This is a genomic window from Mesorhizobium marinum, assembly GCF_040813675.1.
Classification (GTDB): domain Bacteria; phylum Pseudomonadota; class Alphaproteobacteria; order Rhizobiales; family Rhizobiaceae; genus Mesorhizobium_K; species Mesorhizobium_K marinum.
Map to the genome: position 1 here is coordinate 79,999 of NZ_JBFOCI010000004.1, position 21,376 is coordinate 101,374.

Annotated in this window: 23 protein-coding genes; 15 read left to right on the forward strand and 8 right to left on the reverse strand. The window is 67.9% G+C overall.

Translation table 11 applies throughout. The features are described from left to right. The first annotated feature begins 83 nt into the window (after positions 1 to 83). The 15 genes from ABUE31_RS14050 to ABUE31_RS14120 all read left to right on the forward strand — a co-directional run bounded on the left by ABUE31_RS14050 (position 84) and on the right by ABUE31_RS14120 (position 12,565). Complete coding sequence (locus ABUE31_RS14050) at positions 84 to 656, forward strand: group III truncated hemoglobin (protein WP_367724271.1); 573 nt, start codon at positions 84 to 86, stop codon at positions 654 to 656. A gap of 105 nt (positions 657 to 761) precedes the next feature. Then, the gene (locus ABUE31_RS14055) at positions 762 to 1,247 is read left to right on the forward strand and encodes an RrF2 family transcriptional regulator (RefSeq protein ID WP_367724272.1); all 486 of its coding nucleotides are present in this window, start codon (positions 762 to 764) and stop codon (positions 1,245 to 1,247) included. Then, on the forward strand, positions 1,247 to 2,884 hold the full coding sequence (ccoN, locus tag ABUE31_RS14060; RefSeq protein ID WP_437344135.1) for a cytochrome-c oxidase, cbb3-type subunit I: 1,638 nt from the start codon (positions 1,247 to 1,249) through the stop codon (positions 2,882 to 2,884). Before ABUE31_RS14055 ends, ccoN begins: the two co-directional genes overlap by 1 nt. Before the next feature lie 3 nt (positions 2,885 to 2,887). Further along, on the forward strand, positions 2,888 to 3,640 hold the full coding sequence (ccoO, locus tag ABUE31_RS14065) for a cytochrome-c oxidase, cbb3-type subunit II (protein ID WP_367724274.1): 753 nt from the start codon (positions 2,888 to 2,890) through the stop codon (positions 3,638 to 3,640). Positions 3,641 to 3,650: 10 nt separating this feature from the next. Beyond that, a complete protein-coding gene (locus ABUE31_RS14070) occupies positions 3,651 to 3,824 on the forward strand; it encodes a cbb3-type cytochrome c oxidase subunit 3 (protein ID WP_367724275.1) in 174 nt (57 codons plus the stop codon). Further along, positions 3,812 to 4,693: a cytochrome-c oxidase, cbb3-type subunit III gene (ccoP, locus tag ABUE31_RS14075; RefSeq protein WP_367724276.1), complete on the forward strand. Its 882-nt coding sequence runs from the start codon at positions 3,812 to 3,814 to the stop codon at positions 4,691 to 4,693. Before ABUE31_RS14070 ends, ccoP begins: the two co-directional genes overlap by 13 nt. Then, positions 4,690 to 4,872: a hypothetical protein gene (locus tag ABUE31_RS14080; RefSeq protein WP_367724277.1), complete on the forward strand. Its 183-nt coding sequence runs from the start codon at positions 4,690 to 4,692 to the stop codon at positions 4,870 to 4,872. Before ccoP ends, ABUE31_RS14080 begins: the two co-directional genes overlap by 4 nt. Positions 4,873 to 4,883: 11 nt before the next feature. Next, on the forward strand, positions 4,884 to 5,702 hold the full coding sequence (locus ABUE31_RS14085) for a DUF2189 domain-containing protein (protein ID WP_367724278.1): 819 nt from the start codon (positions 4,884 to 4,886) through the stop codon (positions 5,700 to 5,702). Positions 5,703 to 5,705: 3 nt separating this feature from the next. Next, positions 5,706 to 7,949, forward strand: a complete 2,244-nt coding sequence (locus tag ABUE31_RS14090; protein WP_367724279.1) for a heavy metal translocating P-type ATPase — start codon at positions 5,706 to 5,708, stop codon at positions 7,947 to 7,949. Next, entirely contained in the window at positions 7,946 to 8,182 is a 237-nt protein-coding gene (gene ccoS, locus ABUE31_RS14095; protein ID WP_367724280.1) for a cbb3-type cytochrome oxidase assembly protein CcoS, read from the forward strand. Before ABUE31_RS14090 ends, ccoS begins: the two co-directional genes overlap by 4 nt. Then, positions 8,179 to 8,316: a hypothetical protein gene (locus ABUE31_RS14100; RefSeq protein WP_367724281.1), complete on the forward strand. Its 138-nt coding sequence runs from the start codon at positions 8,179 to 8,181 to the stop codon at positions 8,314 to 8,316. The genes ccoS and ABUE31_RS14100 overlap by 4 nt, the downstream gene beginning before the upstream one ends. Positions 8,317 to 8,558: 242 nt before the next feature. Beyond that, positions 8,559 to 9,437, forward strand: coding sequence for an ABC transporter permease (locus ABUE31_RS14105; RefSeq protein WP_367724282.1), 879 nt, complete (start codon positions 8,559 to 8,561; stop codon positions 9,435 to 9,437). After that, positions 9,434 to 10,276, forward strand: coding sequence for an ABC transporter permease (locus ABUE31_RS14110; RefSeq protein ID WP_367724283.1), 843 nt, complete (start codon positions 9,434 to 9,436; stop codon positions 10,274 to 10,276). The genes ABUE31_RS14105 and ABUE31_RS14110 overlap by 4 nt, the downstream gene beginning before the upstream one ends. After that, positions 10,273 to 11,418, forward strand: coding sequence for an extracellular solute-binding protein (locus ABUE31_RS14115; protein WP_367724284.1), 1,146 nt, complete (start codon positions 10,273 to 10,275; stop codon positions 11,416 to 11,418). Before ABUE31_RS14110 ends, ABUE31_RS14115 begins: the two co-directional genes overlap by 4 nt. Further along, entirely contained in the window at positions 11,411 to 12,565 is a 1,155-nt protein-coding gene (locus tag ABUE31_RS14120) for an ABC transporter ATP-binding protein (protein WP_367724285.1), read from the forward strand. Before ABUE31_RS14115 ends, ABUE31_RS14120 begins: the two co-directional genes overlap by 8 nt. 34 nt (positions 12,566 to 12,599) lie before the next feature. Here the strand turns inward: ABUE31_RS14120 and dapF are convergent, their stop codons facing one another. The 8 genes from dapF to ABUE31_RS14160 form a co-directional block, all read right to left on the reverse strand. Next, positions 12,600 to 13,493 (reverse strand): diaminopimelate epimerase, encoded by an 894-nt coding sequence (gene dapF / locus ABUE31_RS14125; protein ID WP_367724286.1) that lies wholly within the window; start codon positions 13,491 to 13,493, stop codon positions 12,600 to 12,602. A gap of 86 nt (positions 13,494 to 13,579) precedes the next feature. After that, positions 13,580 to 15,112, reverse strand: coding sequence for a GMC family oxidoreductase (locus tag ABUE31_RS14130; protein ID WP_367724287.1), 1,533 nt, complete (start codon positions 15,110 to 15,112; stop codon positions 13,580 to 13,582). A 4-nt stretch (positions 15,113 to 15,116) separates the two neighbouring features. Further along, positions 15,117 to 16,160: a 2,5-dihydroxypyridine 5,6-dioxygenase NicX family protein gene (locus ABUE31_RS14135; RefSeq protein ID WP_367724288.1), complete on the reverse strand. Its 1,044-nt coding sequence runs from the start codon at positions 16,158 to 16,160 to the stop codon at positions 15,117 to 15,119. A gap of 49 nt (positions 16,161 to 16,209) precedes the next feature. Continuing rightward, complete coding sequence (locus tag ABUE31_RS14140; RefSeq protein WP_367724289.1) at positions 16,210 to 16,731, reverse strand: flavin reductase family protein; 522 nt, start codon at positions 16,729 to 16,731, stop codon at positions 16,210 to 16,212. After that, positions 16,728 to 18,026 (reverse strand): amidase, encoded by a 1,299-nt coding sequence (locus ABUE31_RS14145; protein ID WP_367724290.1) that lies wholly within the window; start codon positions 18,024 to 18,026, stop codon positions 16,728 to 16,730. Before ABUE31_RS14145 ends, ABUE31_RS14140 begins: the two co-directional genes overlap by 4 nt. Positions 18,027 to 18,040: 14 nt before the next feature. Further along, positions 18,041 to 19,459 carry an amidase gene (locus ABUE31_RS14150; protein WP_367724291.1) on the reverse strand — a complete coding sequence of 473 codons (1,419 nt, stop codon included), beginning with the start codon at positions 19,457 to 19,459 and terminating at the stop codon, positions 18,041 to 18,043. A gap of 7 nt (positions 19,460 to 19,466) precedes the next feature. Beyond that, positions 19,467 to 19,856, reverse strand: a complete 390-nt coding sequence (locus tag ABUE31_RS14155; protein WP_367724292.1) for a nuclear transport factor 2 family protein — start codon at positions 19,854 to 19,856, stop codon at positions 19,467 to 19,469. Between the two features lie 22 nt (positions 19,857 to 19,878). Continuing rightward, positions 19,879 to 21,366 carry a 4-hydroxyphenylacetate 3-hydroxylase N-terminal domain-containing protein gene (locus ABUE31_RS14160; RefSeq protein WP_367724293.1) on the reverse strand — a complete coding sequence of 496 codons (1,488 nt, stop codon included), beginning with the start codon at positions 21,364 to 21,366 and terminating at the stop codon, positions 19,879 to 19,881. Between the last annotated feature and the right edge of the window lie 10 nt (positions 21,367 to 21,376).

Here is a 21,376-nt window from a genome sequence, read left to right on the forward strand (position 1 = left end):
GCCGTGGGCTCCCCCGATGATCACAACACCCGCAACGTCGGAGCCCGTGCTTCTGGCCATCGGCCGGATATTGGCGGCAATAGGTGAAGGAAATCACTACCTTCGCCGATGTCCGGTGCGACCGCCGCGCCCTGCCTGCGACAATTGTCAACTTGCCTGGGACACGGCTGGACGGTAATTGTGGTGCAAGGATTACCACTTTCGGTTCGGCCATGACACCACCTATTCCAGTCAGCGCCCGCCCGCCGGCCGAGAGGCCGCTGAACGACCCTCGCGTCGACCGCCAATTCATCGGCGACTTGGTCCGCGATTTCTACGGCCGCGTGCGGGCTGACCCGAGGCTCGGCCCGATCTTCGCCGCCGAGATCCGCGGCGACTGGGAGCCCCATCTGGAGAAGATGACCGACTTCTGGTGCTCCGTCGTGCTCAAGACCGGCGACTACAGCGGACGGCCGGTTCCCGCGCATCTGAAGCTCAAGCAGGTACGCGAGCAGGATTTTCAGATCTGGCTCGGCCATTTCCGCGCCACGGCGGAGGCGCGCTGTCCGCCGGAAGTGACCGGGGTCTTCGTCGACCGAGCCGAAAGGATCGCGCGGAGCCTGCAGCTCGCGATGTTCTTCCGGCTGGACCGCCCGGCGGCGGGGGCCGTGGCGTGAACGGCCCGCGCGCTGTCCACGATTCGCCGGATTGCGCTGTCGCGCCGACACCGCGTTTTCGTCTAGGATGGATTCCCTCATTACCCGGAACAGGGAATCCGCAGGATGCGCCTGACCCTTCAGACAGATTACGCGCTCAGGGTGCTGATCTACCTGGCCCTCCACAAGGGCCGGCCGTGCCGGATAACCGACGTGGCGACCGCCTACGACATCTCGCGCAACCACCTTCTCAAGGTCGGTCTGAAACTCGGGCGGCTGGGCTATCTGGACACGACCCGCGGGCGGGCCGGCGGCATCGCGCTGGCGCGCCGGCCGGAGGACATCAACCTGGGCGAGGTCGTTAGGCAGATGGAAGACGATTTCGCACTGACGACCTGCATGCGCACCGACGGCGGCGCGTGCGTGATCTCGCCGGCCTGCGCGCTCAAGCGCGTCGTCGGCAAGGCGCTGGACGCCTTCCTCGCGGTTTTCGACGGCTTCACGCTGGCCGACATAACGCGCAACCGTTCGGAACTTTCGGCGCTACTTGATCTACCGGAAATTTCGGGGAAAAGTACTTTGCGACGTGCTCTTCAGGAGAGGGACCAATGATCGGAAACTTGACCTATTCTGAACGGCGCATCGCCCTCTTCCTCGCCGCGATCGTCGGCGCGGCCGGCATCGCGATGGCGGCGGTCGGGCGCTCCGACGTGCTGGGCGTGCAGGGCGTCATCGTGATGCTCTTCGCCGGCGTCGTGATCTACCTCATCATGTCGTCGCTCTACGCCCCCGAGCCGACCGAGGACCGCGCGGCCTCCTACTACGACGACCCGATCAAGGTCGGCATCGTGCTGTCCATGGCCTGGGCGGTTTTCGGCATGTTCATGGGCGTATGGGTCGCCGCCCAGCTGGCCTGGCCCAACCTCGCCTTCGACGCCGCGTGGTCCAGCTTCGGCCGGCTGCGCCCGACCCACACGACCGGCGTGATCTTCGGCTTCGGTGGCAACGCGCTCATCGCCACGTCCTTCCACGTCGTCCAGCGCACCTCGCGCGCGCGGCTGACCGGTCAGATCAGCCCCTGGTTCGTTCTCATCGGCTTCAATCTCTTCTGCGTGCTGGCGGTGTCGGGCTACCTGCTCGGCATCACCCAGTCCAAGGAGTACGCGGAGGCCGAATGGTATGCGGACCTCTGGCTGGTGATCGTCTGGGTGACCTACTTCCTGCTCTACATCACCACGATCGCGCGGCGTAAGGAGCCGCACATCTACGTCGCCAACTGGTACTACATGGCGTTCATCCTCGTGGTGGCGATCCTGCACATCGTCAACAACCTGGCGCTGCCCGTCTCGATCGGCCACGCCAAGAGCTACACCATCTGGCCGGGCGTCCAGGACGCCATGGTGCAGTGGTGGTACGGCCACAACGCGGTCGCGTTCTTCCTGACCGCCGGCTTCCTGGGCATGCTCTACTACTACCTGCCGATCAGGACGCAGCGGCCGATCTTCTCCTACCGCCTGTCGATCCTCAGCTTCTGGGGCATCACCTTCTTCTACATGTGGGCGGGCTCGCACCACCTGCACTACACCGCCCTGCCCTACTGGGTTCAGACGCTCGGCATGACCTTCTCGGTGATGCTCCTGGTTCCGTCCTGGGCTTCGGCGGGCAACGCGCTGCTGACGCTGAACGGCGCCTGGCACCGCGTCCGCGACGACGCCACGCTGCGCTTCATGATGGCCGCGGCGGTGTTCTACGGCCTGTCGACCTTCGAGGGATCGTTCATGGCGATCCGCCCGGTCAACGCGCTCAGCCACTACACCGACTGGACGATAGGGCACGTCCACGCCGGCGCGCTCGGCTGGGTGGCGCTGATCACCTTCGGTTCGCTCTACACGATCGTTCCGACGCTCTGGAAGCGCGAGCGCATGTATTCCGCCGCGCTGGTCGAGGTCCACTTCTGGCTGGCGATCGCCGGAACGCTGATCTACGTCTTCGCGATGTGGAATTCCGGCATCATCCAGGGGCTGATGTGGCGGACCTACACCGATGACGGCGCGCTCGCCTACTCCTTCATCGATTCGCTGCTGGCCATGTACCCCTACTACATCGCCCGCGCGTTCGGCGGACTGCTGTTCCTGATCGGGGCGGTCGTCGGCTGCTACAACATGTGGATGACGATCCGCCAGGCGCCGCTCGCCCAGCCGCGAGAATCCGACGTCCCCGTCGTCCCCGCCGCCGTTCCCGGAGAATGATCCATGTCTGAGCTCCTACACCGCAAGCTCGAGCGGTCGACCATCGGCTTCGTGATCGCGATCATCGCCGCGGCAAGCGTCGGCGGCATCGTCGAGATCGCCCCGCTGTTCACCATCGACGAAACCGTCGAGGAGGCGCCGGACATGAGGGTGTACACGCCGCTGGAGCTGGCCGGGCGCAACATCTATGTCCGCGAGGGCTGCTACGCCTGCCACAGCCAGATGATCCGCACCCTGCGCGACGAGGTCGAGCGCTACGGTCCCTACTCGCTGGCCGTGGAATCGCAATACGACCGCCCCATGCTCTGGGGGTCCAAGCGCACTGGTCCCGACCTGGCGCGCATCGGCGGCAAGTATTCGGACGCCTGGCACGTCGCGCATCTGATCAACCCGCGCGACGTGGTGCAGGAATCCAACATGCCGGCCTATCCATGGCTGGCCCGCACGACGCTGAAGATCGACGACCTTCCGCAGCACCTGGCGGCGCAGCGCGCGCTCGGCGTTCCCTATACCGAAGAGATGGTGGAGAACGCCGCGCGCGACGCCTATGGCCAGGCGGTTCCGGATTCGGAATTCGCAGCCGCCGTGTCGCAACGCTACGGCGCCGCGACACAGGTCAGCGCCTTCGACGGCGTGACCACGCAGCTTACCGAAATGGACGCGCTCGTCGCCTACCTGCAGGTGCTCGGGCAGCTCACCGACGCCGCCAGCCGCGAGCAGGCCGCCGCCGGGGAGACCGCGGCGGCGGCCAACTGAGGAGGCGGCGATGGATTTCAGCCACGACACGCTGGTCGCGTTCTCCAAGAGCTGGGGCCTGTTCTACCTGATGGGCTTCTTCCTGTGCGTCGTCGTTTACGCGCTCTGGCCGTCCAACCGGCAGCGGTTCGACCGGGCAAAGCACAGCATTCTCGATCGGGATGACAGGCCATGGCAGAAATAGAGCGCGATCCCTTCACCGGCCGCGAGACGACCGGTCACGAATGGAACGGCATAAAGGAACTGGACACGCCGATCCCACGCGGCGTGCTGATCTTCCTGCTGCTGACGCACCTGTGGGCGATCACCTGGTGGTTCCTCGTGCCGGCCTGGCCGCTCGGGACCACCTATACGAAGGGCCTGCTCGGCGTCGACCAGCATTCGGCGGTCGAAGCCCGGGTCGTCGAAGGCCAGCAGCAGCGCGCCGAGTGGACGACGCGGATCGAGACCGAGCCCTACCCGGCGATCCTCGCCGACGAGGCGCTGATGCGCACGGTGCGCGACACCGGACGGCAGCTGTTCGGCGACAACTGCGCCGCCTGCCATGGGCGCGACGGCAAGGGAGGCGCCGGCTATCCCAACCTGACCGACGCCGACTGGCTGTGGGGCGGCGACCCCGAGACGATCGAGCAGACGCTGCGCGTCGGCATCAACTCGGCGCATCCGGACAGCCGTATCGGCCAGATGCCGGCGTTCGGACGCGACGGCATGCTCGACCGCGAGCAGGTGCGCAACGTGGCCGCCTATGTCTACTCGCTCGGCCATCCCGACTATTCGACCGAGCACAACGCCGCCCAGATCGACGCGGGCCGCGAGGTCTTCGCGACGACCTGCGTCGCCTGCCACGGGGAAAAGGCGGAGGGCAACCCGGACCTGGGCGCGCCCAACCTGACCGACGCCACCTGGGTCTACGGCGGCGACCTGCAGACGATCATCTCCACGGTGCACGGCGGCAGGCAGGGTCACATGCCGACCTGGGACAAGCGGCTGTCCCCGGCCGACATCAGGACGCTGGCGCTCTACGTCACCGACCTGGGGGCGCAACAGCGATGAGCCGCGGCGTGCGCCTGCGCGGCGGCTGGCTGCCATGGGTCCTGGTGCCCGCGGGCCTCCTGCTTTTCGCGGGAGCCAACGCGCACCTCGTCTATGTCGCCTACCAGTCGCAGCCGGATTGCGTGGCGCATGTCAGTGAAACGGGCGGCGGCTACCGCGCTGCCAAGCCAGCGTGCTGAAGGAGCAGGTTATGGGCGAGACCGACAAGGGCTACTGGTTGCTCAGCGAGACCTCCGGCATCGGAGAGACGCGCGACCCCAGACTGCAGCGCCACCTTCCCATGTTCGAGGGATTCCGCTGGCTGGCGGCCGGCTGGCGCGACTTCTGGACAAATCCCGCCTCCAGCCTCGCCTACGGCCTCGGCGTGTTCGTGCTGTCCGTCGCCTTCGTCTGGACGCTGGTCGGGTTCGGACGCGACTACATCCTGTTTCCCGCGCTCGCCGGCTTCCTGATCGTCGCGCCGTTCCTGGCGATCGGCCTCTACGAGAAAAGCCGCGCCATCGGCGCGGGCCGGCATGTCAGCCTCGGCGCCATGCTGCGCGTGCGCCCGCGCGCCGGCGCGCAGGTGTTCTTCACCGGGCTCCTGCTGTCGCTGGTGATGCTCCTCTGGATGCGCGCCGCCGTGCTGCTGTGGGCGCTGTTCTTCGGCGTCGTCGCCTTTCCCGGCCTGGACCACGTCGTCGGCGTGCTGTTCGGCACTCCCTATGGCCTGGCGATGGTCATCGTCGGCACGGCGATCGGCGGCCTGTTCGCGGCCTTCGCGTTCGCCATCAGCGTGTTCGCTGTGCCGATGCTGCTCGACCGGCCGGTCGACGCGCTGACGGCCATGGGCACCAGCATGCGGCTGGTGTGGAACAACCTGAAGCCGATGATCGCCTGGGGCGCGATGGTGCTGGTGCTGTTCGCCATTTGCGTCGCCACCGGCCTCGTCGGCATGATCATCATCTTCCCGCTGCTCGGCCATGCCACCTGGCACGCATACCGCGCGATCGCCCGCCCGGAGGATTGATCCTTGAGTTGCTGCGCCCCCGGTGTTGAGGCGGCAGCCGCCACCGTTCCGGGTGGCGCAGTCGCCGCCAGCGAGATCGCCCTGGCGAGCCGCGATCTCGGCGACGGCACGTTCCAGACCGAGCTTTCGGTGCCCCAGGCACGCTGCGGAGCCTGCATCGCGGCGATCGAGGGCGGCCTCGGGAAGCTGGACGGCGTCGTCTCCGCCAGGCTGAACCTCACGGCGCGCCGGGTTTCGGTGCGGTGGCGCGGCAACGGCGGCGTCCCGCCGATGATCGCCGCGCTGAACGCGGCCGGCTACGACGCCAGCCTGACCGAAGCCGGCGACGGCGACCGTGATCCGGAAATGGCGCGGCTTCTGCGGGCGACCGCGGTCGCCGGTTTCGCCGCTATGAACATCATGCTGCTGTCGGTGTCGGTCTGGTCGGGCGCCGACGCGTCGACGCGGCACGCGTTTCACATGATCTCGGCGGCGCTCGCCATCCCCACCGTCGCCTATTCCGGACGCATCTTCTTCGCGTCGGCCTGGGCCGCCGTCCGCGGCGGCGGCTCCAACATGGACCTGCCGATCTCGGTGGGCATCCTGATGGCGCTGGGCCTCAGCGTCTACGACACCGCAACCGGCGGCGCGCATGCCTATTTCGACGCCGTCACGTCGCTGATCTTCTTCCTCCTCGCCGGACGCACCCTCGATCACGCGATGCGCGGCAAGGCGCGCGACGCGGTGGCGGGCCTCGCCCGCATGATGCCCAGGGGAGCGACCGTCATCGCCGCCGACGGAAGCCGCGAGTACCGCAGCCTTGCCGAGATCGGCGCGGGCGACGTCATCCTTGTCGCGCCCGGCGACCGGATCCCCGTCGACGGTACCGTGATCGACGGCGCCGGCGGCCTCGACCTGTCGGTGGTGACAGGGGAAGCCGCGCCCCAATATGCAGAACCGGGCATCGACGTGCTGTCCGGCGCACTCAGCCTCGACGGCGCCCTGACCATCAGGACGACCCGCCCGGCGCGCGATTCCTTCCTCGCCGACATGGTTCGGCTGATGGAAGCGGCGGAAAGCGGCCGGGCGCGCTACCGGCGCATCGCCGACCGCGCGGCGCGGCTCTATTCTCCGGTGATCCACCTTCTCGCCCTCGCAACCGGTGTCGGCTGGCTCCTGCTCGACGGCGACTGGCACCGGGCCGTCACCGTCGCGATCTCGGTGCTGATCATCACCTGCCCCTGCGCGCTCGGCCTCGCGGTGCCCATGGTCCACGTCATGGCGGCGCGTCGGCTTTTCGACGCCGGCGTCACCATCAAGGACGGCAGCGCCCTCGAGCGGCTTGCCGAGGCCGACGCCGTCGTCTTCGACAAGACGGGCACGCTGACCACCGGCGGAACCCGGATCGAGGGGCACGACGTCGACGCGGCGGACCTCGCCGGTGCGGCCGCGCTCGCCGCGCTGTCCAGGCATCCGGTTTCGCGCGCCGTCGCGACGCTCGCTGCCCGGCACGCTCCGGTTTCCGATTTCCGCGAGGTGCCCGGCCTGGGCATCGAGGGCCGCGTCGGCGCCAGCGTCTACCGGCTCGGCCGAAAAGCATGGGCGCTCGGCGACGCATCGGACGACGGATCGGCCACGGTCTGGCTCTCGAGGGACGGACGTCGCGCCGGATCGTTCGTCGTCGGTGACGACCTCAGGGCCGGCGCGCGCGACGCCGTGACGGAGCTGGCCGGGCTCGGCATGCCCATGGAGATCCTGTCCGGCGACCGCGAGGCCGAGGTGAACAGGGTCGCCCGCGCTCTCGGCATTTCCGAAACGCGGTGCGGCGCGCTGCCGGAGGACAAGGTGAAGCGGCTCGAGCAACTCGCGCGCGCCGGCCGCAAGGTGCTGATGGTCGGCGACGGGCTTAACGACGCGCCGGCGCTTGCCGCCGCGCATGTTTCCATGGCGCCCTCGTCGGCGGCCGATGTCGGCCGCAATGCAGCCGATCTCGTGTTCCTCGGTTCGAGCCTCGCGGCGGTGCCGCGGGCGCTCGCCGTGTCGCGGCAGGCTGCGCGGCTGGTGAAGCAGAATCTGGCGCTTGCCGTCCTTTACAACGTCCTGGTCGTCCCGGTGGCGGTCGCCGGCTACGTGACGCCGCTGATGGCAGCGGTGGCGATGTCGGCCTCCTCCATCCTGGTCGTCGCCAACGCCATGCGGCTGTCCCCCGCTGACGCCGCCCCCGCGCGTGCAAGCGCCCCTCGTCTCGGCCTCGCGGAGGCGACATGAGCTACCTCGCCTGGCTGGTGCCGATCGCGCTGGGGATGGGCCTTGCCGGCCTTGCCGCCTTCCTGTGGTCCATGCGAAACGGCCAGTATGACGATCTGGACGGCGCCGCCGAGCGCGTGCTTTTGCAGGACGGCATGGATGCGCCGCTGCGGGAAGACAAATTCGACGGCGGTGCGGGCGAAAGCCGCAACGGTCGCGCGTCGGCAACCTCGGATTCAAGGAGAAAGCCATGACGAAATCATCGGACAGGCCGTTCGGCTTGATCGCCGGCGTCGCATTCGTGTCCGGCGCCGTGGTGGTCGCGATCAGCATGGCCGCGCTTGCCGGCACCCTGGTGTTCACCGCCGCGCGCATTCTCCTGGCCTGAGCGAACGCGCCTCGGCGGACGCCGCCTCACCGGTCGTTGTCGTGGGCGCCGGCTTGGTCTGCTGGCGGGCCACATGCCGCCGCGGCGGCGCTTTGCGACGATTCCCCGCACCGTCAGTCCGCCGGAAATTGCCTGGCCGGATCGATTTCTGCACGGCGGCTGTGGACATCGGGCCGCTAATCACCCAATCTCGTGCCGGGAACAAAAAAGCGCTGCAACAAAGCGCACCGGACATCGAGTGAATGACCAAGGGTTGGACCTTATACGATCCACGCCTGGCGTGGGTCCTCGTGGCCCCTGTGCTGCTGCTTCTGATCTTCTTCCTGATGCTGCCGATCGCGGTGATGGGTGTCTACACCTTCTTCACCTTCGTGACTGCGGGCGTCGAGGAAAGCACGCTGACACTCGCCAACTGGCACGAGTTCCTGACCGACACCTACTATCACGGCTTCCTGTTCAAGACGCTGCGGGTCGGGGCCATGACGGCGCTGATCTGCGGGGTTCTCGGCTACTTCCCCGCCTATTTCATCTGGGCGACGACGTTCAAGCACAAGTGGCTGCTGCTGCTGCTGCTCATCGTGCCCTTCTGGATCAGCTTCACCATCCGCACCTTCTCCTGGATCCACATCCTGGGCGAGCAGGGCCTGATCAACGTCACGCTGCTCAAGCTCGGCCTGATCGACCAGCCGATGCAGATGCTCTACACGGAAGGCGCCGTGATCATGGGCCTGCTGCACTTCCTGCTGCCCTATATGATCCTCAACGTCTATGTCAGCCTCGAGAGCATCGACCGCACGCTGATCGCGGCGGCGCGCTCCATGGGCTGCACCAGCGCCCAGGCGTTCCGCGAGGTGACGTTGCCGCTGTCGCTGCCGGGCCTCGCCGCCGGCCTGCTGCTCTGCTTCGTGCTGGCGGCCGGCAGCTACGTGACGCCGCAGTTGCTCGGCTCTGGCCGCGACGCCCTGTTCGGCAACCTCATCTATGACACCATCATGGGCCAGTTGAACTGGCCGATGGGCGCCACGCTGTCGATCGTGCTGTTCGTCGTGCTCGGCTGCTTCGCCGCGATGTACACCCGCTACATGGGGATGTCGCAGATCATGAAGGGTCTGGGCGGATGAGCGCGGCGGCTTCCGGAGACAAGGAAGGCCGCTGGGCCTGGCGTCTGACCGGCTTTGTCACGCTGTGCGTCTACATCTTCATGTTCACGCCGATCATCGCCACGGTGGTGCTGTCGTTCAATTCGTCGATGTTCGGCGGCTTCCCGATGACCGGCTTCAGCCTGCAATGGTACGGCAAGCTCCTGGAGAACGAGCAGGTGCTCGCCGCGTTCCGCACCTCGATGTGGATCGCCCTGGTCACCGCCGCCGTCACCACGGCGGTCGGCGTGGTGACGGCATACGCGCTCATTCGCTTCGATTTCGCTGGCAAGCAGGCGATCGGCACGCTGGTGATCCTGCCGGCCCTCGTGCCCGAGACCATCCTCGGCGTCGGGCTGCTGGTGGCGATCAAGGCGGTCGACCAGCCCAGGACGCTGCTGCTTCTGATTCTCGGCCACATCCTGCTCGCCGTCCCCTATGTCGTGCTGATCGCCCAGGCCCGCATGGTCGGCATCCGGCGCGTCTACGAGGAAGCGGCGCTGTCGCTCGGCGCATCGCGGCTGGCGTCGTTCCGCGAAATCACGCTGCCGCTGCTCGTTCCGGCGGTGGTCGCCGGCGCACTGCTCGCCTTCACGATCTCGTTCGACAACACATCGGCCAGCCTGTTCTGGCGGCCGGCCGGCGTCGAGACGATGCCGACCCAGATCCTGTCGATGCTCAAGATTTCGATCAGCCCCGAGATCAACGCGCTCGGCACGGTCATGATCCTGGTGACCGTCGGCATTCCGTTGCTGGGCGGGATCGTCCTTCAGGGCCTCACCCGATTGAATAGACGTGGCAAAACAAGGGAGAACGCATGATGAAGCTATCCAACACCAAGCGGCTCGAACGGCTGCACGACCGGTACCAGAACGGCGACATCAGCCGCCGGACCTTCCTGACGCTGACGGCAGCCGCCGCCGCGTCGACCGGCCTTTCGATGTCGTGGATGGGCCGCGCGCTCGCCGCCGCCACGGAGGTCCGCTTCGACGGCTGGGGCGGCGTGGTCCAGGAGGCGATCGACAAGTTCGCCTTCCAGCCCTACACCGCCAAGACCGGCAACAACGTCGTTCAGGGCACGTTCGGCGACGAGAACGAGATCATCACCAAGATCAAGACGTCGAAGCCCGGCGACTTCCAGATCATCCACTCGTCCGGCGTCAACTACTACATCAAATACGTCAACGCCGGCGTGAACTCCGAGATCAACGAGGCCAACATTCCGAATCTGGCGAATGTGCTGCAGCCGATGATCGAGCCGTTCCGCAAGCTGACGCCAAAACTGTCGGCCGTGCCCTATGACTACGGAACGACCGGCCTCGCCTACAACACCACGGTCATCTCGCCCGAGGAAGCCAAGGAGAAGGGCGCCTCCCTGCTCGCCGACAAGAAGTATGCCGGCAAGGTCGGCGGCTATGCCGACATGACGACCCGCGTCTGGTACGCGGCGCTCGCCACCGGGCAGGATCCCAACGCCATCAAGGACATGGACGCGGTCTGGGCCAAGGTGCGCGAGACGCGCGACCTCGCCAAGAAGTTCTGGAGTTCCGGCGCGGAGTTGATGGACCTGCTCTCCAAGGGCGAGATCGTCGTCACCGACGCGTGGTCGGGCCGCATCGCAGCGCTGCAGCAGCAGGGCCACCCGATCGGCTATCTCGACCCGGCCGGCTCCTACGCCTGGATGGAGGACATGCTCGTCCTCAAGGGCTCGCCGATGGCGGAATGCGAGGAACTCATCAACTTCATGCTCGATCCGGCGACCTCGATCGCGGTTGCCGAGGGACAGAACTATCCGCCGTCCCTCGACCCCACCAAGGTCGAGCTGACCGACAAGATCAAGGCGCTGCCGGCCTTCGATCCGACCGGCTCGATGACGTCGCTGACTTTCGCCGACCCGATCTACTGGGCGGACAACGAGGATGCCTGGACCAAGCAGTGGGACAGGATCTCCAAGGGTGCCTGACCAGTTGGCGGATCATGCCCAGGAGCCCCGGCCGGTTGCGGCCGGGGCATCGGCGGCCGGCGGAGACGTCCCGGCCGTCGAGTTCCGCAACATCGACATCGCCTACGGCAAGTTCATGGCCGTGCGCGATTTCTCGCTGGCCATCCGCCGCGGCAGCTTCGTCACCCTCCTGGGGCCGTCGGGCTGCGGCAAGACGACCATCCTGCGCTCCATCGCCGGGCTGGTCGACATCTCGAGCGGCCAGATCTCGATCGGCGGACGGCGGGTCGACGACGTCCCGATCTACAAGCGCAACATCGGGCTGGTGTTCCAGAGCTACGCCCTTTTCCCGCACAAGAACGTCCACGACAACGTCGCGTTCGGGCTGAAATACCGCAACGTGCCCAAGGCCGACATCGACCGGAAGGTCCGCCAGGCCCTCGAAATGGTCCGGCTGCCGGGCAGCGAGAAGAAGCTTCCCTCGCAACTGTCGGGCGGCCAGCAGCAGCGCATCGCGCTGGCGCGCGCCATCGTCTTCGAGCCGGAGGTGCTGCTGCTCGACGAACCGCTGTCGGCGCTCGACGCCAACATGCGCGAAGAGATGCGCGTCGAGATCAAGAAGATCCAGAAGCAGACCGGCATCACCGCCATCTTCGTCACGCACGACCAGGAAGAAGCCCTGTCGATGTCGGACCAGATCGTCGTCATGAACGCCGGACGCATGGAGCAGATCGGCACGCCGGAACAGGTCTACGACATGCCCGCGACGGCCTTCGTGGCCGACTTCCTCGGCAAGGCAAACCTGCTGGCGGGCGCCGTCAGCGCCGCGGAGCCAGGCGCCGCGACAGTATCGCTCGCCGCCGGACAGGCGGTGCAGGTGGCCACTGCGAAAGCGCTGCCGCCGGGAACCGCGGTGACGGTCGTGGTGCGTCCGCAGAAGATTTCGGTCGGTGCGGCGGCGCCGTCCAACCGCCTCGCCGGCAGGGTGATCTCGACATCCTACCTCGGATCTAGCGCGATCTACGAGATCGACATCGGCGGCGGCACGACGCTGCGCGCCAACACCCCGATCGACGGCAGGGTCGCCCGCGAGGGCGAAACGATCGAGGTCGGCTTCAATCCGCGCGACTGCGTGCTGCTCGACAGCGACGGTTCGCGCATCGCCTGAAGCTTCCGGGCGGCACGCCGCCGACCGCCGGCGGTCACTCGAAATCGGCGACCGGCTCGGCCTCGACGACGCCCGCGCAGCAAGTCGCGACCGGGCCGGACATGACGGCCATCGTCCCTTGCAGTTCAACGGTCAGCCGGCCGCCGGGGAGATGCACGTTGAACCGGTCGCTGGCGCTCAGGCCCTTCTGGCGCGCCGCGAACGCGGCCACGCATGCGCCGGTTCCGCAGGCCCGCGTCGCGATGCCGGGCCGTTCCCACACCGCAAGGCGGATCGTGCCGGCATCCACCAGTTCCGCGACGCCGACATTGACGCCTTCCGGAAAGAGCGGGTCGTCGTGGATCGGCGCCGCATGGCGGGCGAGGTCGACCTCGGCCAGGCTGTCCACGAAGAACACGGCGTGCGGATTGCCGATCCAGAGGGCCGTGCCGTTCTGCAGGGGACCGCTCCGCACCGGCAGGTTGCGCATGTCGACCTCGCGCGCCAGCGGAAAATCGCGCCAGTTCCAGCCGATCGGCCCAAGCTCGACGCTGACCTCGAGCGAGCCGGTACGGCGGCAGTTCAGCATCCCCGCTCCGGTCTCGAGAACAAGCGCGCTCCCGCCGTTTTCGCGGAACAGAAGATGCGCAACGCAGCGGGTCGCGTTGCCGCAGGCCGACACTTCCCGGCCGTCGATGTTGAAGATGCGCATCCGGGCGTAAGCGCCGCCGGCGATGCCTTCAGGTGACGGCGGCTCGATGGTTAGCAGCTGATCGCCGCCCACCCCGATACGGGCGTCGCAGATCCTGACGATGTCCGCATTCCGGAAGGCCCGCCTGTCGGTCCGCCTGTCGAAGATCACGAAATGATTGCCAAGGCCGTGCATCTTCACGAACGGCCTGAGGGCGGCGGGCGGCGCTTCGAAAAAGTGGGCGACATCAAAATGCATGGGCGGAACTGTCCGGACTGTTGGCACTCCAGCATGCCCTGCCGCGCGGCGCATGTGAACTGTCGCGGCGCCCGGCGGCCGACGGATCAGGCGCCAGCGATCGCCTTGCGTGCGAAGGTCTCGGCGACGGCGAGCACGGACGCATGGATGGGACCGGCCGTCAGCGTCGGGATCACCGATGCGTCGACGACGTGCAGGTTGTCGAGGCCGCGCAGCCTGAGGTCCGGATCGACCACCGAGTGGTCGTCGCCGCCCATCCGGCAGGTACCGGACGGATGGTGGTGGGTGATGGCCGCCTCGGCGATGAAGCGATCGATGCCGGTATCCGTTTCCAGCGGTCCCGGCAGCAGTTCCCGCTCACGCCATTCGGCCATCTCCCGCCGGTGGCCGATTTCGCGCGCGGCAGCCAGCGCGGCGCGGAACAGTTTCCGGTCGCGCTCGGTCTGCAGGTAGCAGGGATCGATCACCAGCCGGTCGCCCGCCTCTGGGCCGGTGATGCGCAAGGTTCCACGGCTCGACGGATTAGTGACGCCGAACAGCAGCGAATAGGCCGCCCCGGCGGGCGGCGCCGTGAAGCGTTCGGACACGATCGGCGCGACGCCACAGCCGACCACGATCTCGGGGCGACCCCCCGCAGAAAAATCGCCGGCGCGCATATAGGCCATCGATTCGGAATGCTGCAGCCGCGACGGCGGCACGGCGCGACGGGCCGCGTAGAGATTGCCCGCGCCGAGCAGATGGTCCTGCAGGTTGCGCCCGACATCGGGCGCGGCGATCCTGCAGGCGATGCCGGCTTCGGCCAGCACGGCCTGCGGACCGATGCCGGAGCGCATGAGCAGGGCTGGGCTTTCGATGGCACCGGCGCTGAGGATGATGCGGTCGGCGGTGATCTCGACCGGGCCGTCCGGGCCTGCCGCTTCCAGCGCGACCGCGTGGTTGCCGTCGAGCTTCAGCCGGCGCACGAGATGGCCGGCCAGGATGGTCAGGTTCTTCCGCGCGCGCACCGCGGGCGTCAGCCATGCCTCGGCAACGGTGATGCGGCGACCGTCGCGGATGGTCAGCGAATTCGGCGTCACGCCGACCATCTCGCCGGTGTTGTGGCCGCGGATACTGGGCAGGCCGAGCGCCGCCCCGGCCTCGATGAAGGCGCGCGCGACAGGGCTCACGTCCTCGCCCGGCAGGGTGACCGGTAGCGGCCCGCCCTTGCCGTGCACGCCGTCGCCGCCGAGACTGTGATCCTCGATCGCCAAAAAAGCCGGCAGCAGCCCTTCCCAGCTCCAGCGCGCGTCGCCGGTCGCCGCGGCCCAGGCGGCGAAATCGGCGGGGTGGCCGCGCATGTGACCCATGGCGTGCAGCAGGCTCGAGCCGCCAAGCGCCTTGCCGCGCGCCCAGGCATGGACGCGGCCGGCGGTTCCCGGTTGCGGCTCTGTGCGGTAGTCCCAGTCGTAGCTGCGGCCCTGCAGCGCCGGCCATGCCTGCGGAACGGCGATATCGGGATCGTCAGGCTCCCCGCCGGCCTCGACCAGGACGACCTGGCGGCCGGCATCCTCGCTCAGCTGCGCCGCCAGCAGCGCGCCGGCGGACCCGCCGCCGACGATCGCCACATCGTAGCGCGCCATCGGCCTAGCGCTGGTCAGCGTTGACGACCTCGCCGTTCCGCGTCATTGCCTCGCCGTCGAGGGACAGCGAGCAGTTGCGCAGCGGGATGTCGAGGTGGCAGGGCACGTCGCGGTCGCCGCCGGCTTCGGTGTTCGGGCCGGACGACCACAGGAAGTTGCCGGCGAAGGAGCGCGCATCCATGCCGAGCTGCGCCTCCGGATTGTAGAGGCCGAGCACCGTCCAGTGAGCGCGCGTGTGCAAGCCCCAGCCGACATGCGCCATCGCGTACGCGCGCGGGTCGTTGAAGCTTTCCATGAATTTGCGCATGAACTCGGCGTCGAAGCCGCCCTTGATGTCGCGGATGACGCCCTTCTCGATGGTCACCGTCACCGGCTCGCGCGCATACATCTTGAACGGCAGCAGGATGTCGCCCTCGTCGATGACGATGGTGCCCTCGGCGCTCTCCTCGTTCGGCCACGTGGCGGCGAAGCAGCTCGGCCAATGGTCCCAGCGGCCGGGCTCGTCGGCAAGCCCGTACTGCGTCAACACCGGATACTGGCCGATGTCGCAGCTGAAATCGGTTCCGGCAGCCGAAGTGACCGTCATCTTCTTGGCGGCGCCGATCTTCTTGGCGGCAGCAAGCACGCGCGCCTTGTCCTCGGGCGTCGGGATCATGCGCATCATGACTTCCGGCGGCTCCACCGCCAGCAGCATGCGCGCGCCGGTCTTCAGCACCTCCTCCTGCTCCTTGGAGAACAGCAGCTGGATGGTGTCGATCACCATGTCGGACGCCTTCAGGCAGGCGAGCGCCGCCGAATTGCCCTCGAGCGGGGTCTTGCCGATGTAGCCCGACTTGTCGCGCGAGATCGCCTTCTCGCCGTTCATCGGCGCAAGGTTCAGCACGCTGACGACCGCGCCGATGTCGGACGCGGCCAGCCTGGCCATGCTCGCGATCTGCGGGTTGCTGTCGTCGCTGGTCAGGATCGTCACCTGCTCGCCGGGCTTGAGATTGCACATCCCGAGCACCTGCTTCCAGCCCTGGAAGAACTGCACGTCGCTGATTGCCATGAGTCTGCGATCCTTCTGCGGTTGCGGATGCCGCGCGGTAGCGGCGAATTCAGAGTGCCGTCTGGTTCTCGAGCGAGAAGAAGCTGCGGTCGTAGTGCAGCAGCGGCGACTTCACGGCGCCGAACCTGACCTGCCTGACGTGCCCGATGAAGATGCTGTGGCTCTCCGTCTCGACGTCGGACGACAGCGCGCAATCGAGGTTGATCAGCGCGCCGTCAAGCGCCGGTGCGCCGGTCGCAAGCGAACTCCACTGGCCGGCCGCGAACTTGTCCTCGCCGGCGTCGCCGGTCTGGCCGGCGAAGCGCCGGGCCACATCCTGCTGGTCGGCGGCGAGGATGTTGACGCAGAAGCAGCCGTTTTCGGTGATCGCCCGATGCGCAGCGCCTTGCCGGTTCACGCAGACCAGCATCGACGGCGGCGTCACCGACAGCGAACAGACCGCCGTCGCCGTCAGTCCGCGCCGGGAGGCGCCCCTGCCGGCGGTGACGACGCAGACCGTCGCCGCTAGCTGGCGCATCGCCGCGCGGAAATCGTCGGCAAGCGTATCGGGGGACGGCATCGAATGGATCATCGCGGACCTCCCTGCGCCGAGACGCAGCTTTCGAGGAAAAGGGCGGCGGAGCCGAGGCGATGGTCCTCGCCGCGCGCGCCGACCAGTTGCACGCCGAGCGGAAGGCCGCGCGGGCCCTTCGCGACGGGCAGCGCGACGAGCGGAACCTGCAGGACGCTCCAGAGGCGGTTGTAGATCGGGTCGCCGGTCGCCGTTCCCTCCGGTGCCTCACCGGGCGCAGCAAGCGTCAGCACCGCGTCGAAGCGCGACAACAGGGCGTCCGCAATGAGGCGCACCCCCGGCAGGACCTGCATCGCAGCGCGATAGCTTTCCTCGGTGACCCGCCCCTGGTCTTCGAGCATGGCGCGCGTGACCGGCGTCAGCTCTTCCCAGCGGCGGCCGATCTCGTAGGCCAGCGACTGCGTCACTTCCCAGCCCATCACGGCTTCATGCAGATCGAAGACGCCGTCGAACCAGGCCGGCGCGGGAATGGTCGTCACCTCGGCGCCGGCTTCCTCGGCGACGCGTGCGAGCCGCTCGACCGCTTCTATCGACGACGGCTCGGCCTTTTCCAGCCGCGTACCGAGCAGGACGCCAAGGCGCGGCCGCCTCGGCGCGGACAGGTCGGCCAGTTCGGCGCGGCCCGAGAGCGCGGCGGCGCAGGCCGCCGCGTCGCCGACGTTGCGCGCGATGACGCCAAGCGTATCGAGGCCATGGCACAGCACCTTGATGCCGACCGTGTTGATCAGGCCGAAGGTCGGCTTCAGCGCGGTGACGCCGCAGAAGCTGGCGGGGCGGATCACCGAGCCAGACGTCTGGGTGCCGAAGGCGAGCGGCACCATGCCGGCCGCCACGGCGGCGCAGGAACCGGAGGACGAGCCGCCCGGGGTGTGCGCCGGATTGTGCGGGTTGCGGGTCTTGTTGGGGCTTGCCATCGCCAGCTCGGTACTGACGGTCTTGCCCATCACCAGCGCGCCGGCCCGCCTGGCGATCTCGACCGAGGGCGCATCCCAAAGCGGCTGGAAGCCGTCATAGACGCGCGTGCCGTAGCCGGTCGGCATGTCGGCGGTCTCGATGACGTCCTTGACCCCGATCGGCACGCCCGCGAGGGGGCCGGCGACGCCTTGCGCGTCGAGTTGGTCGGCGTCGCGCCGCGCCTGGGCCGGATCGAGGTGCTGCCACGCCATGACGGGGCCGTCCGCCTGAGCGATGCGCTCGAGATGCGCCTCGGCGACCGCGCGGGCCGTCAGGCGGCCGGAGCCCACCGCGGCCGCCATGTCGCGCGCCGTCATTTCGAGGATGTCCTGGGTATGCATGGCGCGTTCCTCCGTCAGCCTGGCACCGGCGGGCGGCGACCAGCCCAGGGCGCCGCGCGTTCCAGTTCCGCGGCGAGTGACAGGAGCAGGGCGTCCTTTCCGAAGCCCGCCCCGAAATGCACCCCGACCGGCAGGCCGCCCGGCGTCATGCCGAGCGGGACGCTCATCGCCGGGCAACCCGAGGTATTGAATACCGCGGTGAACGGGGAATGTGCCCAGAACTGGTCGAAGAAGGCGTCGAGGCTCTTGCCCGCGCCCGCGAGCGTGCCGATCTTCGGAGCGGCTTCCGCCGCGCTCGGCGTCAGCATGATGTCGTATTGCGAGAAGAAGCGGCCCATCGCGCGTGCCGAGGCGTGCAGCTGGTTGACCGCCCAGAGATAGCGTGTTCCCGATGTTGCGAGACCCTCGCGCACCCATTCCTGATTGACCGGCTCCAGCCTTGCGATGTTGGGCGACCCAGGATCGCCGCCGGCGGCGCCGAGGCCGACATTGACGCCGGCGATCACGCGCCACGCCGCCTTGAGCGCCTCGCCGTCATAGCCGGCGTCGTCGATTTCGGTCACCTGGTGGCCGAGGCCCTCCAGCAGCCGCGCTGCGGCGCGCACCTCGGCCAATACCTCGGCGTCGACCGGCGTTCCGGTCGGCGGCTTGAGCAGCATGGCGACCTTGAGGCGCGGCGGCAGCGCGCCCAGTGCCGCGAGATAGGTGCCGGGGCGGGCGGGCGAAGCCCATGGGTCGCCAAGGTCGGGACCGCCGGTCGCGTCGAGCATGGCGGCGCTGTCGCGCACCGACCAGGTCACGGCGTGCGGGGTCGACATGCCGGCGATCGCCTCGGCGGCGACCGGACCGACGGGGTTGACCAGGCGTGACGGCTTGAGCCCGAACAGGCCGCAATGGCTCGCCGGCAGACGCGTCGAACCGGCGCCGTCCGAGCTGTTGGCGACCGGCACCATGCCGCTTGCCACTGCGGCGGTCGAACCGCCCGAAGAGCCGCCCGAGGTGCGCTCGAGATCCCAGGGATTGCGGGTCGCGCCGAAGGCCTCGGGTTCGGCGGTGAAGCTCAGCGCGAATTCGGGCGTGTTGCTCTTGCCGAGGATCACCATGCCGGCCGCCTTGTAGCGCGCGGTGATCGTCGAGTCCCTCTGGCTGACGGTATGGCGATGCAGCTCCGATCCGGTCGACAGGATCATGCCCGTCGCCTCGAAGCCGGTGTTCTTCAGCAGCATCGGCACGCCCGACAGCGGGCCTTTCGGCAGGACATGCCGGACCTGCTCGCGGGCCAGGTCGAAATGGGCATGGACGACGGCGTTGATGGACGGGTTGAGCCGCTCGATCCGCTCGATCGAGGCGTCGAGCGCCTCCAGCGCGCTGAGTTCGCCCTTGGCGATCAGCGCGGAAAGCGCCATGCCGTCGAGTTCGGCGAGCTCATCCATGCCAGGCCTAGCCCATCTGCGCGCGGAAGAGGTCGAGATCCCACATGTCGCGGGTGCCGGCCAGGAGGCCGTCGCGTATCTCGAAGAGGTGGACCCCGTCGAGGGCGATCGGCCGTCGCGTCGCGCCCTCGCCTTTCGGCGTGAAGGTGCCGGTCATGTGGTAGGGAACCGCCACGGTATCGGCGGCGCGGACGTATCCGCGCCGCTCCCAGGCTGCGTCCGGCAGCATGCGCCAGAACCCGTTCAGTCCGCCTGCGAGGGCCTCGCGGCCCTCGCGCCGCTTCGACATGGCCACCTCCTCATGCCACCCGTCGGGGTGGTAGAGAGCCGCCGCGCCGTCGGCGTCGCGGCCGGCATAGGCGGCATAGAAGCGGTCAATCAGCGCGGCGTGATCCATGGCGCAAACCAGCTTTGGGGGACTATTCGATGCCCGCGATCTTCTTGACCTGCGCGACATAGCCGTCGCGCTTCACCTCGTTGTAGAGACGCGCGCGCAAGGCGGGCGCAGGCGTCGCGTTGACGTTCTCGAAGAGCGCGACGCGGCCGGCCAGAGACCCGGACGTCATGTCCCAGATGAAGTTCATCAACTGCTCCTTGACCATGGCGCTGACGCCGTGGCCGGGCAGCAGCTCATGCAGGTAGTGGCCGACGTCGGGGTTGTCGAAGGCGCTCTTGCCGAAGCGCATGACGAGGCCCTGGCCGCACATTTCCTGCAGGATGTGGATGATCTTCGGATAGTTCTCGATCGAATAGAGGCGGCCGGCGGTGAGCATGCCGACGTCGGGGCGCATCACGTCGCCCTCGGTCGGGGTCGCAAGCGCCTCGGCGGCGGCCACGAAGGCGCGCAGCGTCTGCGCGTACTCGATGAGCTGGCCGAGCATCATCTGCACGGCCGGGATGCGGCCGGTGCCGAGATAGTCGAGCACCATCTGGCCGGCGCCGACGAAGAGCTCCGCCTTGACGGCAAGGCGGGTCAATACGTGCCAGTGCGCGAACACGCAGACCGGGCCGTAATAGCTCATCGCGGTCGGGTCGCCGAGGTTGAACAGGCGCTCCTTCGGCACGAACACGTTGTCGAAGACGATGAACTGGTCGGCTTCCTCGCCGAGGCTCGAAACCGGATGGTCGAACGCGCTGGATTCTGGCTGCGACACCATCTCGCGCGAGATCATCTTGATGCCGTCGGTGTCGATCGGGATCGAGCCCCAGATGCAGGCGTCGGCCGGCGTATCCTGGATGCCGCCGAGATTGGTGAAGAAGATGTCATTGGCCTGCGCGGAGATCGAGCCGACCGTCTTGGCGCCGTAGATGTAGATGCCGTCCTTGGTAACCTTGCGCGCCTTGAGCAGCGATGCTTCGCCGGCCTTGGGCGACGACCGGTCGGCCTGCGGGCCGGCCAGGCTTTCCGACGCGGTCACGTTGTTGTCGCGGCCGAACTCGAGATAGCGCTCGATGTTCTCGGCGAAATCGGGATCGACGCCATCGATCAGCGACTTCTTCTTCTTGAAGGTCGGCAGGTAGGCATAGAGGCCGACGACGATGGCGGGCGCCAGATCCGGCGGGCGGCCGAAGGTGCCGGCGGTCTTGAGCGAGGTGTACTCGATCATCTTGCGCCGGTCGGCGAGGTCTTCCTTGGTGCGCGGCACCTGCCAGGAGCGGCTCACGATGGCGCCTGCGTCCTTGTCGAAATAGGTGGTCGCGTCGGCGTGTTCCTCGGTGAACTGGTCGTCGAACATCGAGGCGAGCAGGTCGACGCCCTTGGCGAGCGCGGGCTCGTCATAGACGCTGCCGAGCTTCTTGCCGCCGACCCAGATCTGCCGGTTGTCGCGCAGCGATTCCTTGTATTCGGCGCCTGTCTTCAGCCGGTGCGGCTTGTCGAGGGACGTTCTGGCTTTCTGCTGTGTCACAGCGGGGTCT

What these genes read in the sequence shown, in the direction of transcription:
- ABUE31_RS14110 (WP_367724283.1), top strand. Translation starts at nt 9,434, where the DNA reads ATGAGCGCGGCGGCTTCCGGAGACAAGGAAGGCCGCTGGGCCTGGCGT.
- ABUE31_RS14150 (WP_367724291.1), bottom strand. Translation starts at nt 19,459, where the DNA reads ATGGATGAGCTCGCCGAACTCGACGGCATGGCGCTTTCCGCGCTGATC.
- ABUE31_RS14130 (WP_367724287.1), bottom strand. Translation starts at nt 15,112, where the DNA reads ATGGCGCGCTACGATGTGGCGATCGTCGGCGGCGGGTCCGCCGGCGCG.
- ABUE31_RS14145 (WP_367724290.1), bottom strand. Translation starts at nt 18,026, where the DNA reads ATGCATACCCAGGACATCCTCGAAATGACGGCGCGCGACATGGCGGCC.
- ccoO (WP_367724274.1), top strand. Translation starts at nt 2,888, where the DNA reads ATGTCTGAGCTCCTACACCGCAAGCTCGAGCGGTCGACCATCGGCTTC.
- ABUE31_RS14140 (WP_367724289.1), bottom strand. Translation starts at nt 16,731, where the DNA reads ATGATCCATTCGATGCCGTCCCCCGATACGCTTGCCGACGATTTCCGC.
- ABUE31_RS14115 (WP_367724284.1), top strand. Translation starts at nt 10,273, where the DNA reads ATGATGAAGCTATCCAACACCAAGCGGCTCGAACGGCTGCACGACCGG.
- ABUE31_RS14135 (WP_367724288.1), bottom strand. Translation starts at nt 16,160, where the DNA reads ATGGCAATCAGCGACGTGCAGTTCTTCCAGGGCTGGAAGCAGGTGCTC.
- ABUE31_RS14105 (WP_367724282.1), top strand. Translation starts at nt 8,559, where the DNA reads ATGACCAAGGGTTGGACCTTATACGATCCACGCCTGGCGTGGGTCCTC.
- ABUE31_RS14155 (WP_367724292.1), bottom strand. Translation starts at nt 19,856, where the DNA reads ATGGATCACGCCGCGCTGATTGACCGCTTCTATGCCGCCTATGCCGGC.
- ABUE31_RS14100 (WP_367724281.1), top strand. Translation starts at nt 8,179, where the DNA reads ATGACGAAATCATCGGACAGGCCGTTCGGCTTGATCGCCGGCGTCGCA.
- ABUE31_RS14055 (WP_367724272.1), top strand. Translation starts at nt 762, where the DNA reads ATGCGCCTGACCCTTCAGACAGATTACGCGCTCAGGGTGCTGATCTAC.
- ABUE31_RS14085 (WP_367724278.1), top strand. Translation starts at nt 4,884, where the DNA reads ATGGGCGAGACCGACAAGGGCTACTGGTTGCTCAGCGAGACCTCCGGC.
- ccoP (WP_367724276.1), top strand. Translation starts at nt 3,812, where the DNA reads ATGGCAGAAATAGAGCGCGATCCCTTCACCGGCCGCGAGACGACCGGT.
- ABUE31_RS14080 (WP_367724277.1), top strand. Translation starts at nt 4,690, where the DNA reads ATGAGCCGCGGCGTGCGCCTGCGCGGCGGCTGGCTGCCATGGGTCCTG.
- dapF (WP_367724286.1), bottom strand. Translation starts at nt 13,493, where the DNA reads ATGCATTTTGATGTCGCCCACTTTTTCGAAGCGCCGCCCGCCGCCCTC.
- ccoS (WP_367724280.1), top strand. Translation starts at nt 7,946, where the DNA reads ATGAGCTACCTCGCCTGGCTGGTGCCGATCGCGCTGGGGATGGGCCTT.
- ABUE31_RS14070 (WP_367724275.1), top strand. Translation starts at nt 3,651, where the DNA reads ATGGATTTCAGCCACGACACGCTGGTCGCGTTCTCCAAGAGCTGGGGC.